This is a genomic window from Myroides albus (genome assembly GCF_009711045.1).
In the GTDB taxonomy this organism is placed as follows: Bacteria; Bacteroidota; Bacteroidia; order Flavobacteriales; family Flavobacteriaceae; genus Flavobacterium; species Flavobacterium album_A.
Genome location: NZ_WMJX01000004.1, coordinates 136076 through 151412 on the forward strand (window position 1 = coordinate 136076; position 15337 = coordinate 151412).

At 35.7% G+C, this 15337-nt stretch carries 15 protein-coding genes; 10 read left to right on the forward strand and 5 right to left on the reverse strand.

The features are described from left to right. Positions 1-90: 90 nt before the first annotated feature. Together GJV76_RS03600 and dinB are read right to left on the reverse strand one after the other, a co-directional pair. Positions 91-3153, reverse strand: a complete 3063-nt coding sequence (locus tag GJV76_RS03600; protein WP_155091277.1) for a DNA polymerase III subunit alpha — start codon at positions 3151-3153, stop codon at positions 91-93. Between the two features lie 32 nt (positions 3154-3185). Next, the gene (gene dinB, locus GJV76_RS03605) at positions 3186-4367 is read right to left on the reverse strand and encodes a DNA polymerase IV (RefSeq protein ID WP_155091278.1); all 1182 of its coding nucleotides are present in this window, start codon (positions 4365-4367) and stop codon (positions 3186-3188) included. A gap of 84 nt (positions 4368-4451) precedes the next feature. On the opposite strand from dinB, the gene GJV76_RS03610 reads away from it, so the two are divergent. Then, on the forward strand, positions 4452-5225 hold the full coding sequence (locus GJV76_RS03610; protein WP_155091279.1) for an XRE family transcriptional regulator: 774 nt from the start codon (positions 4452-4454) through the stop codon (positions 5223-5225). Positions 5226-5413: 188 nt separating this feature from the next. Continuing rightward, entirely contained in the window at positions 5414-6265 is an 852-nt protein-coding gene (gene lgt / locus GJV76_RS03615; protein ID WP_155091280.1) for a prolipoprotein diacylglyceryl transferase, read from the forward strand. Positions 6266-6339: 74 nt separating this feature from the next. On the opposite strand, the gene GJV76_RS03620 is transcribed toward lgt, so the two are convergent. After that, positions 6340-7404 (reverse strand): 2,3-butanediol dehydrogenase, encoded by a 1065-nt coding sequence (locus tag GJV76_RS03620; protein ID WP_155091281.1) that lies wholly within the window; start codon positions 7402-7404, stop codon positions 6340-6342. A gap of 500 nt (positions 7405-7904) precedes the next feature. Between GJV76_RS03620 and GJV76_RS03625 the strand changes: the two genes are divergently transcribed. Beyond that, positions 7905-8507, forward strand: a complete 603-nt coding sequence (locus GJV76_RS03625) for a hypothetical protein (protein ID WP_155091282.1) — start codon at positions 7905-7907, stop codon at positions 8505-8507. Between the two features lie 75 nt (positions 8508-8582). Here the strand turns inward: GJV76_RS03625 and GJV76_RS03630 are convergent, their stop codons facing one another. Then, a complete protein-coding gene (locus tag GJV76_RS03630) occupies positions 8583-9083 on the reverse strand; it encodes a hypothetical protein (protein WP_155091283.1) in 501 nt (166 codons plus the stop codon). Positions 9084-9154: 71 nt separating this feature from the next. Here GJV76_RS03630 and GJV76_RS03635 point away from each other — a divergent pair, with 71 nt between their 5' ends. Beyond that, entirely contained in the window at positions 9155-9661 is a 507-nt protein-coding gene (locus GJV76_RS03635) for a helix-turn-helix transcriptional regulator (protein ID WP_230381492.1), read from the forward strand. A gap of 42 nt (positions 9662-9703) precedes the next feature. Here the strand turns inward: GJV76_RS03635 and GJV76_RS03640 are convergent, their stop codons facing one another. Beyond that, entirely contained in the window at positions 9704-10429 is a 726-nt protein-coding gene (locus GJV76_RS03640; RefSeq protein WP_155091284.1) for an SDR family oxidoreductase, read from the reverse strand. 317 nt (positions 10430-10746) lie between these two features. On the opposite strand from GJV76_RS03640, the gene GJV76_RS16060 reads away from it, so the two are divergent. The 6 genes from GJV76_RS16060 (at position 10747) to GJV76_RS03665 (ending at position 15139) form a co-directional block, all read left to right on the forward strand. Continuing rightward, positions 10747-10872 carry a hypothetical protein gene (locus GJV76_RS16060; protein WP_258204146.1) on the forward strand — a complete coding sequence of 42 codons (126 nt, stop codon included), beginning with the start codon at positions 10747-10749 and terminating at the stop codon, positions 10870-10872. Between the two features lie 36 nt (positions 10873-10908). Further along, on the forward strand, positions 10909-11721 hold the full coding sequence (locus tag GJV76_RS03645; RefSeq protein ID WP_155091285.1) for a helix-turn-helix domain-containing protein: 813 nt from the start codon (positions 10909-10911) through the stop codon (positions 11719-11721). A 66-nt stretch (positions 11722-11787) separates the two neighbouring features. Then, positions 11788-13467 carry an alpha/beta hydrolase-fold protein gene (locus tag GJV76_RS03650; RefSeq protein WP_155091286.1) on the forward strand — a complete coding sequence of 560 codons (1680 nt, stop codon included), beginning with the start codon at positions 11788-11790 and terminating at the stop codon, positions 13465-13467. 69 nt (positions 13468-13536) lie between these two features. Then, complete coding sequence (locus tag GJV76_RS03655) at positions 13537-13935, forward strand: hypothetical protein (RefSeq protein ID WP_155091287.1); 399 nt, start codon at positions 13537-13539, stop codon at positions 13933-13935. Positions 13936-14088: 153 nt separating this feature from the next. Beyond that, positions 14089-14655 (forward strand): DUF6090 family protein, encoded by a 567-nt coding sequence (locus GJV76_RS03660; protein WP_155091288.1) that lies wholly within the window; start codon positions 14089-14091, stop codon positions 14653-14655. A 163-nt stretch (positions 14656-14818) separates the two neighbouring features. Next, positions 14819-15139 (forward strand): S41 family peptidase, encoded by a 321-nt coding sequence (locus tag GJV76_RS03665; RefSeq protein ID WP_155091289.1) that lies wholly within the window; start codon positions 14819-14821, stop codon positions 15137-15139. Positions 15140-15337 lie beyond the last annotated feature (198 nt).

Here is a 15337-nt window from a genome sequence, read left to right on the forward strand (position 1 = left end):
TTTTTAGAGTTGGTAAAAGAATTCATAAGGTTGGTTATTGATAGATTAAATCCCTTGCTTTGTTGTCATAGTAGGGGATTTTTATTAAGGCTAATTTGTTTTGAACTTCATGCGATGTCTGGGTAAATTGATCTCAGTTACTTTAGGATAGGCAGCGCGATTGGTACCACTGAAATCTTCTTTTAAGATTTGCTGTGATTGACTACTTTTTTCATCCTCATAATGATAGCGTGGATCATTTATAAAAGGCATTTTTGCCATTTTTACTATTTGGATAGAAGGGAAGTGATACTCTACTTCGACTCTACCAAGTAGTAAATAACAGCCTCCTCCTTGAAAGGGGTATTGCTGTAAACTATCGGGAAAGTGTATAGTGTCAAAGTAATCTCCATTACAATCAATCCAAGTACCAAAATACATAGTCCCTTTACTTGTAGGTACGTGTTTTCTCGCAATGAGATAGGCTAACATACGCACTGTTGTTTTATGGTGTTTCATGAGGTCTTGCACCATTACATCTCCTCTAAATTTTGTTTTTAATAGGTCAAAGGGAGTGCATGAGATACTAAATCCCAATAGTTCTATCTCGTCAAAAGCATCTTCGTAAACGGAGCGTTCCAGTACGGGGAAGTTATACTCTTGTATTGGCTCTTGAAGCAAAGTTAGTGTTTGTGGTTGTTTGGGATGTGCAAAAAGTAATCTGGCCTGTATGAGTAATTCATTTTTTTGTTTGCCAAAACTGTGGAAAGCTCCAATAAATATCAATTTTTGTAGGGATTCTATTCCAATATCTACCCGCTGTGTGAAATCAGCTAAAGAAGTGAAATCGCCTTTACATGCTCGTTCGTGTAGTATGGCCTGTATTAACTCTGTATTGATACCTTGAATAAACATAAAGCCCAAATAAATGGTCTTGCCTTGTATAGTGGCCTCCATATCGCTGTGGTTTACACAAGGTGGTAGGATAGTGGCTCCAGACATTTTGGCCTCGTGTACATAGACTTCTGTGCGATAAAAGCCTCCTTGATTGTTAATCACAGCGGTAATAAACTCCAAGGGATAGTACACTTTCAAGTACAAGCTTTGGTAGCTTTCTATAGCATAGGAAGCAGAATGTGCTTTGCAAAAAGAATATCCTGCAAAAGATTCGATTTGACGGTAAATTTCCTCACTTAGTTCTCTTGGGTGCCCTTTGTCCAAGCAACATTCGAAGAATCGCTCTTTGATTGAAGTAAGTGCGTCTTTGCAGCGCGTCTTTCCACTCATTGCCCTACGCAGTATATCGCCATCTGCGGCAGGTAAACCAGCGTAATGTAATGCAATTTTGATTACGTCTTCTTGGTAAACCATAATGCCGTAGGTCTCTGCTAATTGCTGTTGGAATACAGGGTGGAAGTATTCAAAGCCTGTTGGGTGGTTATGTCTATAGATGTATTCTTGCATCATTCCACTTTGTGCTACTCCTGGCCTTATAATAGATGAGGCTGCGACAAGTACTTTGTAGTTGTCGCATTTTAATCGTCTCAGTAGCCCTCTCATGGCTGGGCTTTCAATGTAAAAACAACCTATTGTATGACCTCTTTGCAAATAGTCATTGCAGTTTATTTCGTCTTTTGATATAGCAATATTTCTAATATCCAGGTTAATACCTTGATTGGCTTTAATCAGCATGACTGCATCGTTAATATGACCTATTCCTCGCTGGCTCAGAATGTCGAATTTGTCAAAGCCAACCATTTCAGCAATATGCATATCAAATTGTGCTACAGCAAATCCTTTGGGTGGATAATCCAAAGCTGTATAGTTTGTCATAGGCGTTTCTGAAATTAGAACTCCACAAGGGTGCATAGTACGTTGATTGGGGAAGCCTTCCAACATTTGACCATAACGGTGAATGAGTTTTACAATGCTGTTTGGCTCATGTTGCTCAAGTGTATGGCGAGTCAGGCTGTCTAACTCTTCTTTGGGTAGTCCGTAAACTTTACCTATTTCGCGTATAATTGAGCGGTATTTAAAGGTGGAGATCGCTCCACAGAAAGCTACGTATTCCGATCCATAGCGTTTAAATATATAGGCTAATATAATATCCCTGTCTCTCCACGACCAATCGATGTCAAAATCAGGTGGTGATTTTCTGTTTTCATTGAGAAAACGCTCAAAGTATAAATCCAGTTCTAAAGGACATACATTGGTAATGCCCAAACAATATCCAATGATACTATTGGCTCCGCTACCTCTACCGATATGCATAAACCCCATGCTATTGCTATATCTGATAATGTCCCAAGTAATTAAAAAGTACCCAGCAAAGTTTAGTTGATCTACTACCTTGAGCTCTTTTTCTATGCGCTGTTTTGCCTCTTGATGATCTTGTCCATAGATGTGTTTCATCCCTTGATAAGTGAGTTGGGTCAACAGTTCCATATCCGTTTTTTTACTTTGGGTATAGTGTTGCTTATTTCGCGGCTTATGCAATTCAAATTCATAGTTACAAGTATCGATGATTACCTTTGTATTTTCGACAATCACTGGATAATCTGCAAAGTGACTTATCAGTTCAGACTCCAAGATAAAAGTATCTGTTGTACAGGCGCAATCTTCTGGAGCTAATTTAGACAGTAAGGTATTTTTGTCTATTGCTCTTAGAATTTGATGCACAGTAAATTCATCTTCACTGTGGTGATTAACACTGTGAAGGACAACCATTTTATCTATCTTTTGTTTCCATTTGTTTTGGTAGAGTAGGTTTACCTGATGATTAGTAATGCCGATATACTCTTGCTTATTTAATTGATTGGGTACATTGTCAAGGGGATAGATAACAATACAATGTTCAAATATTGGAGCAAATTCAGGTAAAGGGGCCTTTGATTTATTGTAGGCTGTTCTAAAGGAGCTTATCTCAGCTATGGCTCTTATCTCTTTTGCTAAAATAATATATAAAAGTCCTCGATTATCTCTAAACTCCATTCCTACAAGGGGCTTTATTTTGGCCTGCTCGCATAGGGTGACAAAGTCATAAATACCATTAAAGGTGTCAATGTCTGTTAGGGCAATAGCGCTTGCTTGGTGTATTTGGGCTTGCTTGACAAGTTGGTCTAAAGGCAGCATACCGTAGCGCAGACTGTAATATGAATGACAGTTTAAAAACATAGTTTTTAATAGTGAGAATTAATGTGTGTTTGCTATTTGTCGATTATCTGTTTGATCTGCTTTTCTCTGTGCTTTAAGTTTGCGGCTGCACAACGAGTTACAGCATCTATTCCATATCTCTTTTTCATTTTGTCCATAGCCTGATACAACGCCATGAGCTCTTGGGTGTCTTCAAATAAATCTATTTGATAGGTTCCTCTAACTAGTCCGCTAAACTGAATGCCAATTAGTCGAAGCCTCATTCTCCTGAGGTATAAGCGGTCGAATAATTCATAGACAAGTTGACTTAGGGTGTGATCAGCACAAGTATAGGTAACTCTTTTTTGTTTTGTTTCGGTATCGAAATTTGCATATCGAATTTTCACTGTAATCACTGAAGTAAGCCATTGCTCTGTTCTGAGTTGAAAAGCCAATTTCTCAACCATCCCCAATAAAATGGATTTGATTAAGACAATATCAATTGTATCTTGATCAAAAGTGTGTTCTGTCGATATAGACTTGCGTTCTCTATACGGCTCTACAGGGGTAAGGTCAATTCCATTGGCTTTTTTCCATATATCTACACCGTTTTTCCCGAGCATCTGCTGCAAGACTTGTATAGGCATTTCCGATAGTGTTTTGATATTTCGTATTCCTATTCTGGACAAAGTAGTATAAGTAACCTCGCCAAGCATGGGAATCTTGCGAATCGACAAAGGGTTGAGAAAAGGTCGAACTTGTAAAGAGGGAATGCTCAATGCTCCCATGGGTTTGGCCTGACCAGTTCCAATTTTAGAAACTGTTTTGTTGATCGATAAAGCATAACTCAGGGGAAGCCCAGACTCTTTTTTTATTTTTTCAATCAGTTCACTTGTCCATTTATACGTCCCAAAAAAGCGGTCCATTCCCGTGAGATCCAGGTAAAATTCATCTATACTTGCCTTTTCAACAACGGGAGCCTGCTCGCAGATAATATCCGTTATTAAGTGGGACATATTGGAGTAGAGTTGCATATCTCCTTTTATGATTTTGGCTTGAGGACACAGTTTCATCGCCATGCGAATAGGCATAGCAGAACGCACGCCAAAATAACGAGCTTCATAGGAGCAACTCGCAACTACACCGCGATCGCCTCCTCCAATAATAATGGGAAGCCCATTGAGAGAGGAGTCCTGTAAACGCTCACAAGAGACAAAGAAAGTATCTAAATCTAAATGTGCTATTGCCCGATCCATTTTAATGAAGTTCAAAATTTATTAAACGAAATTACTATATATGTTAGCAATATTTATTATATTTGATGCTATAAATAGTAGCAAATGTCATTTTTAGCAGATAACATCCGGTATTTGAGAGCACAGAAAAGTATGTCACAACAAAAGGTGGCAGACGAATTAGTAATTACACGTGCTCGTTATTCGAAATATGAAGAGGGAGCCTCTGAGCCACCTTTGGAAGTATTGTTGCGCATCTCTCGTTTTTTTCACGTGAGTGTCGATCTTATGATTTCGGTAGATTTGCGCAAAGTTCCTATGCAAGATTTATTAAAGCTTGAGGATAATCGTATTTTGTTGCCTATTATGGTGGATTCTACCACAGGGAATAACTATATAGAGATTATTCCTCATAAAGCTCGAGCTGGATACCTTACAGGATATGCGGACCCTGAGTTTATTCAGAATTTGGAGCAAATATCTCTTCCTTTTCTTAGAGAGGGAAAATATAGGGCTTTTCCCATAGAGGGGGATTCGATGCCTCCTCATCAAGAGGGGTCTTTTATCATTGGAAGTTATATTGAGCGTTTAAGCGATGTTAGGGACGGTAGAACTTACATTGTGATAACAGCTAATGAAGGAGTGGTGTATAAGCGCGTGTATCGCATAGATGAAGAAACTTTCGAGTTGCACTCAGACAATACCTTCTATGAGCCTTATACTGTAAAGGCTTATGATATTATTGAAATTTGGGAATATGCTTGTAGTATCGCCACTCAGGAATTTAAGCCAGAGGATTTAGAGGAACCAGATACCAAGGCTATGTTTAAAGAAATTCGATATATGTTACACAATATCGCCAGTCATGTAAAGAGGTAAAGACTATCTTAACTGTTAGTCTACAGTAAATAGTAAGCGTTTAAAAGAGCAGTATGGTTCTTTTAAACGCTTTTTTTGATCTGTTTAAAACTAACAATAAGGGATGTGAATTGTGGATTAATTAAAAAAATCACTCATTTGTAGGTGAATTTTATTACTTTGCACGCCTTAAATAAAACAACAAATAAATGAATTTAGCTGTGATGGTATGGGACGTTGATCCTGAGATATTCAAAATAGGAAGTGTTCCAATTAGATATTATGGAGTATTGTTTGCTTTGGGGTTGATTCTGGGGTACACTGCTGTAAAAACAGTATTTAATAAAGAGAAGATAGATATTAAATACCTGGATAAACTGCTTATTTATATTATAGTGGGGACGGTAGCTGGAGCGCGTTTAGGACATTGTTTGTTCTATGATTTTGAATATTATAAGAATCATATATTAGAAATTTTTATTCCTTTTCAGGAGATTAATGGTTCTTATACTTTTGTTGGTTTTCAAGGACTTGCGAGTCATGGGGGAGCAATTGGAGTGTTGTTGGCTATTTACTTGTTTTGTAGAAAGTACAAAGTAGGAGTGTTTTGGGTTTTGGACCGCATTGCTTTAGGCGTGCCAATTGCGGGTGCGTTTATTCGCTTTGGAAACTTTATGAATTCTGAGATATACGGAAAGCCAACAAGTGGAACATGGGGTGTTATTTTTGCCCAAGACGATATGATTGCCCGTCATCCCACTCAGCTCTATGAGGCATTGGGTTATTTGCTTAGCTGTGTGTTTTTGTGGGTATTGTACAAGAGCAATAAGGTAAAATCAAACGGAGTTATCTTTAGTTGGTTTTTAATATTGATGTTTACAACGCGTTTTGTATTGGAGTTCTTCAAAGAAAATCAAGTCGAATTCGAACAAGATATGCTGCTTAATATGGGACAATGGCTTAGTATTCCCTTTATTGTTATCGGGGCAGGGCTGTTGATTTTCCAAAGTAAGCTAAAGGGAGTAAGCGAGTTTGATCCTCGAAATTTGAAAGTAGAGTAGTTTACTTTTTCTATATGGTCAAATAAAAAACGCTTAGGGGATAACCTCTAAGCGTTTTTTGTCTATTATTGAATTTATCTATTGATATCAATAAGAATTTTTACCTGTTCAGGATTGCTTACTAAAGCTTCAAAACCTTGGTCTACAATCTGGTCTAATGCAATTTTGTTAGTTACTAATTTCTCTACTTGCATGCGGCCTGAATCAATTAAGTTGATTACCTCTGGGAATATATTTCTATAAGCAATAACTCCTTTAACAGTGACCTCTCTTAGTACTTGGTCCAAAGCATTGTGTTGTACTGGTTTTCCAAATAAAGCTACTAATACAGCAGTACCTCCATTGCGAGTAGAAGCAATCCCTGTGTTATAAGAGGCTTGTACACCTGCGCAGTCTAAGAATACGTTTACTCCTAAGCCCGCTGTTAATTCCTTAATTTTCGCAGGTAGATTATCTTCTGTGGCATTAAACACATGAGTAGCTCCGATTTCTTTTGCCTTTTCTAAACGCTTTTGAGCAACATCAGTGACAATAACAGTTGATGCTCCTGCCGCTAAAGCCGCTTGAGCACATAATAGTCCAATTGGTCCGGCTCCTGAGATAAGAACAGTTTGTCCTACTTTTAATCCACTTTGAAGTACAGCATATACAGCCACAGCTGCTGGCTCTACTAATGCTCCTTGTTCAAAGGACATTGTATCAGGAATCTTGTGTACCATATAATCTTCTACTACCACGTAGTTTGCAAATCCGCCGTTGCCAGCTAATCCAATAAAACCTAAGTGTTCTCCTAAGTTGTATTCTCCTGAGGCTACAAATGGGCTGTCAAAGTTTTTGTAAATTGGTTCAACAACAACGCGATCTCCTTTTTTTAGATTTGTCACGCCTTGTCCTACTTCTTCGATAATTCCTGAAAACTCATGCCCAAGTGTTGTCACCCCTTGGTGTCCGTTTAAAGGGTATGGCTTGTCAAAGGGGATAAGTTGAGGCCCATGTACGTATTCGTGTAAGTCAGATCCACAAATCCCAGCATATTGAACGGCAATTTTTACTTGTCCTTTTGCAGGAGTGGGGATGTCGATAGTTTCCACGCGGATGTCTTTTGCTGCATACCAACGTGCTGCTTTCATAGTTGCCATAGTATAAATCTTTTTTTATGTCTTGTCCAAATTTACTGTAAAGACAATTTATTTTTAGTTTTTAAAAGTTAAAATAGAAGAAAAAAGTATATTGATTAACATTGTTTGTATTTGTTAACTTTTAAAAAAAGACAAGATTAGACTTTGTTTAAGAATAAGAGGATATAACTGTGCATCTGAATTGTATTTTAAGGTGTTATTTACTTATTTTACAACATAAATTACTTTTGTTGGTAATTGTTTTTTTTATTGTGTTAATCTGAAGGTTAGGTTTATCTTTTGTGTAAACAAAGTGTTATTGATATAATAAAGTATTAATAATGGCAATAACTACTTAGCTTTGTAGCTTTAAACTGACTTTAAAATGAATCGCATTTTTTCCGATGTAATCCAAAAGTATTGGGCTAAACAACTTATGGAGGGCAAAACTTCTACATACCGATGAACTGTTGACCTTACTAATTAGTAAAAATGTAAGTGAAAGTGAACAAATTGCCCTTGTGAAAATGAACAATGGACATTGTATTGCTACTGTTTGTGCGAGTAGTGAGTTTGCCAAACGAATTGCAAAAGAAGAGGATATGAGCTTGGAAATATTCCACTCTATTGTAAAGCAGATGGGGTTGAGACTCTCATGTGTTTATGGGCTTTACTACTTTGGTGAATTAGAAAAAGAAGATTTGATAGATGATTTTGAAGATGGGATTATTAGTACAGTTGGTGTTCGCAAGTTGTTAGCAGAAGATTCAGCATTACTCAAAGGGTTTGAATCATCTCTAATTGCAAGTGGTGTAGATGCGTTATCAGTTGATTTTGAAAAACAAAACTTATACGGGATAATTGAAAATGCGGAGTTAATCGCTATAGCCATTGCTGTTAAATGGAGGCAAAGTAATGAGATAGTGGATGTACAGCCTGTGGTATTACCATCATTTGATTCTATAGAGAATAGTACAAGGCTAATGCAGTTTGTGGCTTTTGACTTGTTTAAACAAGGGTATGAGTTTCAGTATAGGGTTATAGGAGATGATATCAATTCCAAGGCGCTTGCTGAATCAATTCCTCTGGAGTTGTTTGGACAATGGCAAAGTGTGTTAGTTTAATGGTGAAAGATGTAATCTAAGGCGCTTTATAGCTTAAAGGGAATCTTAGCTAAAGTTTCTTTAAACAATGTGTATTTAGGGTAGGCAAGTGCGGTATATTGTATCGTGTATACTAAAGAATCCCCTTTGGTTGTAGGCGCTGTCTTTTTTTGCTTCTATCCAACATTCTACAAACCATTTGGTAAGTATTTCATCTTTGCTTTGATCTAGTTGTTCTGTTAACTTGTCAAAAGCATCCAGTTCTTCTTCGGTTTCTCCCCATTGTTCTTCTAAGTCGTAAAAGGCTCTATCTAACTCCTTTGAAAAGATGGAGTCTGATATGTCTGATAGCATTTTCTTGGCACCAATAGAAATCACATCCTCTTGTATGTCCTGTGCCCAAACCACAATGTCTAAAGAATCATACATATACTCAAAGTAAAAACATTCGATAGACTCGAAGGAATATTCATTTTTTAAGGGTAGATAATCTCCTTCAAAAAGCATTTTCAAATTGGCTACCATGTTTTGTTGTAACAGACAAAGTCTATTGTTTAACGCTTGAATAAAGTATTGATGTTGTTTTTCGATCTCCATACAATTACAGATTATTGCTTAGTTTGTTTAGTGTAAAAATAGTAATTTCGAATTAACAACTGTTACGTTTTTTGGGAAGCCTATACATTTATCCAGTGAGTAATTTGATGTATGAGATGTTGATCTATGCTAGGCAGTGGAAGGGAATTATCCTACCTGATACTTGGGTGTATGAGTTTTTATCTACGATGAAGCACTATATTATGCAGCATCCAGGTAAATCATTTTCTATTCAATTGCCTACAACAGAAGAGCCTAAAATGTTGTTGATCACAGAGTATATGCAAAAGAATTTAGGAGAAGCATTAACTCTAAATGGAATAGCTGAGTTATTTGGCTATAGTGTGAGGACGTTGACAAGATTATTTAAATCTCATTTAGATATTTCGTTTTTGCAATATTTAAAGATGGTAAGAATGATTAAGGCTATGGAGCTTCTGATGAGTACAGATAAGAATGTGAGTGAAATAGCCTTCGATGTTGGCTATTCTAATATTGCTGCTTTTAGCAATACTTTTCAGCAATTGTTTAATGTCAGGCCAAGTGATTTCCAGATTTCAATGCACAATATAAAGTAAAAATAAACGCTTATAGTTTATAGCTATAAGCGTTTTGTTATTTTAAGCGTTTTGTTTTGTATCTGAGATAATCAGTTCTCGTAATAATACGCTCTGAGGTAAGTCGTAAGCAAATTTGATAGTACGCGCTACATCAATAGCTTGAATACGGTTTGCTCCAGATGATTTCATCCACTCTTTATAGCCCTCTTTAATATCTTCACTAGTTGTATGGCTTAAGAGCTCTGTTGCTACTGCTCCAGGCTCAACAGAAATAATACGCACATTATAAGGACTAAGTTCTAAACGAGCAGTTTGTGTTACTCCTCTTACAGCATATTTACTAGCACAGTAGGCAGCGTGATTATGAAAGGGTAATACACCAGCTATTGAGGATACATTGATAATAGTTCCTGTTTGTCTATCCTTCATATCTCCCATTACAGCTTGCATACCGTTCATGACACCTAATACATTGATATCAAGCATTTGTTTCCATTCTTGAGGATCCTGAGTAGCTAAATCACCTAATAGCATTACACCTGCATTATTAATTAATAAGTCTGTCTTGCCATATATTGCCTCAGCTTCACGGATTGCTTTTTCGAAAGCATCTTTATTAGCTACATCTACACTTTTGCATAGTGTATTTGGTAAGTTTAAAGCTTCCATTTTATCCAGTCTTCTCGCTAATAATAGTAGAGGATGTCCACTGTTAGCGAATTCTTTAGCTAGTTCCATACCGAAGCCAGAGCTAGCACCTGTGATTACTACTAATTTCTTTTCCATTGTCGATGAATTGTTTTTATGCAATTTACTGACAATAATGGTTTTTACGTTTAATGTAGTAGCTTTTTTTTTGATATATTTATCTCGTTATAAGGTGTGTACGATGTAGTATAAAATGGCTTATCCTTTAAAACGACTATTGTGTTTAGCTATCCAAATTGTAATAAAAATATTTTAGAAAGATTGTGCTTTATCAAGTTTACTAAAGAGGTTTTATAATACCTTCGTATAAAGGAGTTAAACTTATAGAGATAAGATTTATAAACGCAATAGAATTACTACCATCTAATTATGCTAAAAGCCACTATCAGAGTCTTATGGGGAGTACAGCAGAGTGCCCAAAAGAATGGAATGCTGAGTGGAATAGAAGTTTGTCAGATAGTGATATAGAACCGATGGGGGATACTATTAAACGAGTGGACTTAATAATAGGGATAGAGTAGAGGTAAGTAATGTATAACTAAATAAATTAAGCGGTAATGAAAGAGATTTTTGAAACCTTTAGTCCTAATAGTGCTTTAGTAAAGAAGTATGTGGACTATTACTACTTAGATATAAAGCCCAATAATGAGGTGAGAGAGTACCAGTGCTTTCCTCATTATAATAATACAATCTCTATCTACGCCTCTCATCAGCTAGCTAGTGATGGATCGATGGCGTTTAATAAAGGAGCAGATGATTATCAGATATTCACTCCTATTAGAGAAGACATACTTCATGTGAAGCAGGTGGGGAGAGTGCACAGAGTCGTTATTGTCTTTCACCCATTAGGGATACAGCAGTTTTATCGCCATTTAAGTTTTGTCAATCTAATTACTGATTATAAATTTATTGAGGAAAAAGAGTTAGCAAAAGTCTTCGCTACTACTGATGTAGATGTTATTACTACATTGTTAGATACAGCGCTAGAGAAGAGATATAAGCCATTCTCAAATAGCCTTCTAGAACAAGCAATAGAGTATATCTTCAGTGAAGAAGATAACTTCTCTGTACAAGAGTTAGCAGATAGACTAGGAGTGAGCAGACAACATCTAAATAGAGTTTTTAAGGCCAATATGGGAGTATCTTTAAAGAGGTTTTACGATATCTATTTGTTTAGAAAAACGGTGAACCAGAAACTCTATACCTCTCCTGAAGAGAAGTTGACTGATATTGCTTATCGCTTTAACTTTAATGATCAGTCTCATTTGATTAAAACCTATAAAGCAATGACCAATAATTCTCCTAAAAACTTCTTTGAGAAAGGTACTAAGCTAGGAAGCAAAGATACTTTTTGGCATCTAGAGAAATAGATGTTCCATTTGTACAATTTTATTATTGTAGTGTTGTTTACATTCGCTTTATTAATAATTAGAATTATGAAGGGATATCATGTACTACTAGCATTTATGTTTAGTATCGTTAGTTTTGGACAGAATACATACTCTAAGTTGATCAATCAAGCAGATGATTTGTTAGAAGAGCACGAGGATGAGCAAAGTAAAAGACAAGCTTTTTCTCTTTATGAAAAGGCGTTTAAGTCATTTCCAGACAGTATAACAGCAGCTGATTTATCAGAAATATCAATTATTGCCTCGGAGTTAAAAGAGGCAGATAAAGCCTTTGCTTATCTAGATCGGTTGATAAAGATAGAACGCGCACAATATGGCTTCCCAGGTTGGCAAAATGTAACAAATAAAAGTGCTTTAGAAGAATACAAGAACTTATTAGATGATCCTGGATGGGCTTCTATGATGAGTGAAGCGCATGCGTTAAAAGCTAAGTTTGATGTAAATTTAAAAAAGGAAGAGGAAGAGTTCTATAAGGTGAAATCTACTAAAGAGTTAACCTCTACTAATGGAAAGAAATTATATGAAGAAATCAAAGCGTACAATCCTTATCTGCCTAAGGCAAAACAAGATTATTCTATAAGCTTTACTATAAATGATACGGTGAAGACGTCTTTCTTTATTCATTTGCCTAAGAACTATTCTCCAAAGAAGGAATATCCAGTGTTATTCTTTTTGCATGGAGCAGTTAGATATAATAATCTTCAAGAGTTTCAGACTAGAGAACTTAGTTTAGGAGGATGGAATAGATACTATACGAAATATGGAGATCTAGATGAGGTGATATTAATATTCCCAAGTGGAGGGAAGAAGTATAATTGGATGACACCTAATGATGGCTTCTTTATGATATCTGCTATGCTGAGAGAGGTTAAGAAGGCTATTAATGTAGATGATAATAAGGTGTTTATCGCAGGACATTCTAATGGAGCTACGGGTTCATTCTCTTATTTGATGAAAGACTCTTCTCCCTTTGCAGGATTCTATGGGTTTAATACTCAACCTAAGGTATTCACAGGAGGAACTTTTATAGAGAATATAAAGAATCGTTCTTTTATCAACTTCTCTACAGATGAGGACTATTATTATCCTCCTAACGCAAATGATTCTTTTACAGCTATGATGAATGAGTTAAAGGCAGACTATAAAGAGTATCGTTATAACGGTTTTCCACATTGGTTCCCAGAGTTTGACGAGTCAGAACCAGCTTATGAGATATTGTTTAAAGATCTTAAGGAGAGACAACGCAAGAGTTTTACTAAAGAGCTGACATGGGAGTTTGACGACAATGCTTATGGAGGTGTGGATTGGTTGACTAATATCAAATTAGATACGCTTGATCAGAAAGCTGATTGGCATAAAGAACGAAACTTTAAAATTACCAGATGGCTAGAGTATGATAAAGCTGAAAACCTGCAAACGATAGAAGTAGATAAGAACGCTTTCGATATGCCACGCTTATCAGGTAAGGCTGTAGCCCGTTATAAAGACAATGAATTTAGAATAGAAACATCTCGTGTTAAATCCTTATCTATAGCCATTTCTCCTGAAATGGTAAACCTGAAGAATAAGATTAAAGTTTATATCAATGGTAGGTTGTACTATGATAAGAAAGTAGATTATAATACTGCATTTATATTAGATAATTTTGACAAAACTAGAGATAGAAAAACGATTTGGATTAATAAGATTGATATTACAGTAGAATAAGACAGTAGAGCTAGTAGAGATACTAGCTTTTTTGGGTTTAATGTACTTTTAATAAAATAGGTAGAAACGATGGAGAGAATGTATCAGAATGATGAATTCGTTTGTGTAGAGTTAAATGGCTTGAGGATAGAGCGCGTAATAACGTGTATGAGTGATGAACGTGATAATGTAATTGTACTTTATTTAAAAGTAGAAGCTTTAGGTTGGTTTGACTTTTTTATTGACGCAGGTATTGCAGTGATGGAAAAGATAAAAGAAATAGAAGAGGACGATAGTTATATATACCTAGATAAATCCCAAGAATTAGAGGCCATCGGAGTGAGGATAAAAGGTATCTATTGTCAGTCTGTCGAAAGTAGTTGTCGTCTGGCCATAGCATTAGAGAATAATACTAATCTAATTTTACAATCAAAGGACATGAGTGATTATGAAAGTGATGTAGAGTTGTTGCTTTTAGATCTTGGATAAAAGAGGGGCGGCTATTTCATCAGTGGATTAAGATATATTATCATTTATACAATACATTTTTTGTAGTACCATTCCCATCTTTCAATTATTTATTTAAATTAGCTTTGAGTTTTTAGGAATAAATCATCTCTAACTTTAACAAATAACCATTAGATGAAACAAAAGATTAAAAATTATAGTATTCACTTTATTAAAGAGATTATTCCTATCGTGGTGGGTATTCTTATTGCTATTTTTATTGATAATTGGAATGCTCATAGAAAAGACCAAGCTTATATCAATCAAGTGTTTTCGACTGTTTATAGTGAGTTAAAGGAGTCTAGAGAGGAGATAGAGTTTATTCTCCCTATACAGAAAGATTTGGTCAAAGCCTTAGAAAAGTACGTTGATAACGAAGAGAAAAGTCTACAACAGATAGTCATGGAGTCTAAGGGAATCTTCATTCCTCAGATTAAAACAACTGCGTGGCGCTCTATTGCAGCGACTAAGATTGATCTGATTGATTACGATAAGGTAGCTGCTATGACTAATATCGAGGACTTAAAGCAAATGTTAAGTAATAAGAGTGCTTTTTTAATGAATCTTTTGTATTCTAATATGGATAAGACGGATAAGAGCATCAAACAGACATTTAAGATGGTCATATTAGATATTATTCAGACAGAAAATACGTTAGAACAGCGTATAGAGCTGATGGAGCAAGAAAGGGATAAGAAGTGATAACTGTGGTATTTCTTTCCAATTTATAACGGAGTGATTTAACTGTTTATGAAGTATTTTTTTTTATGACTCCATTAAAGATAATCTGATAAGTAAGAATTTTATTCTCGATTTAAGGAATAATAGTGGAGTAGGAGACAAGAGCTCTGCAGAGTTTTATAACTTGTTTAAGAAGTTTAAAGGAAATATATATGTACTTGTAAATTTTAATACCATTAGTAATGCAGAGCAATTCACACTAAAATTGAAGAAATTAAATAATGTGATGGTATTAGGTGGTAATACCAAAAGAATGCTTACTTATGGTAGAAATTATGCTGTAGATAAGGTAAGTCCTTCTGCTTTTTTTAAAATACATTTTTCGGGTCTAAATACGCATTGGCGCAAGTATTTATCCTATGAGGGTAAAGGAGTGAGACCTGATTTCTATTTATCATCTACTGAAGACTGGATAGAACAGGCAATCAGAAAGTATTGTGAATGACAGTAATGTAAATAGTATAGTGTATAGATTTTCCACTGTTTATAATTACTAGTTTCTCATCTTAGGTCATCTTTTATTATTAGCATAATTATAGTGCTTGATAGGGGGGGCTAGCTTTAGTTTGTCTAAATTTTTAACGGGAGGACAATCCCTGATCAGTAGTGTAAATCGTCAGCAAAAAGTGGACAATTAAGATAC

Bases quoted from the DNA above. Each gene is read 5' to 3' on its own strand.
- GJV76_RS03600 (WP_155091277.1), bottom strand. From the start codon at position 3,153: ATGTTTTTAAACTGTCATTCATATTACAGTCTGCGCTACGGTATGCTG.
- dinB (WP_155091278.1), bottom strand. From the start codon at position 4,367: ATGGATCGGGCAATAGCACATTTAGATTTAGATACTTTCTTTGTCTCT.
- GJV76_RS03610 (WP_155091279.1), top strand. From the start codon at position 4,452: ATGTCATTTTTAGCAGATAACATCCGGTATTTGAGAGCACAGAAAAGT.
- lgt (WP_155091280.1), top strand. From the start codon at position 5,414: ATGAATTTAGCTGTGATGGTATGGGACGTTGATCCTGAGATATTCAAA.
- GJV76_RS03620 (WP_155091281.1), bottom strand. From the start codon at position 7,404: ATGGCAACTATGAAAGCAGCACGTTGGTATGCAGCAAAAGACATCCGC.
- GJV76_RS03630 (WP_155091283.1), bottom strand. From the start codon at position 9,083: ATGGAGATCGAAAAACAACATCAATACTTTATTCAAGCGTTAAACAAT.
- GJV76_RS03640 (WP_155091284.1), bottom strand. From the start codon at position 10,429: ATGGAAAAGAAATTAGTAGTAATCACAGGTGCTAGCTCTGGCTTCGGT.
- GJV76_RS16060 (WP_258204146.1), top strand. From the start codon at position 10,747: ATGGGGAGTACAGCAGAGTGCCCAAAAGAATGGAATGCTGAGTGGAAT.
- GJV76_RS03645 (WP_155091285.1), top strand. From the start codon at position 10,909: ATGAAAGAGATTTTTGAAACCTTTAGTCCTAATAGTGCTTTAGTAAAG.
- GJV76_RS03650 (WP_155091286.1), top strand. From the start codon at position 11,788: ATGAAGGGATATCATGTACTACTAGCATTTATGTTTAGTATCGTTAGT.
- GJV76_RS03655 (WP_155091287.1), top strand. From the start codon at position 13,537: ATGGAGAGAATGTATCAGAATGATGAATTCGTTTGTGTAGAGTTAAAT.
- GJV76_RS03660 (WP_155091288.1), top strand. From the start codon at position 14,089: ATGAAACAAAAGATTAAAAATTATAGTATTCACTTTATTAAAGAGATT.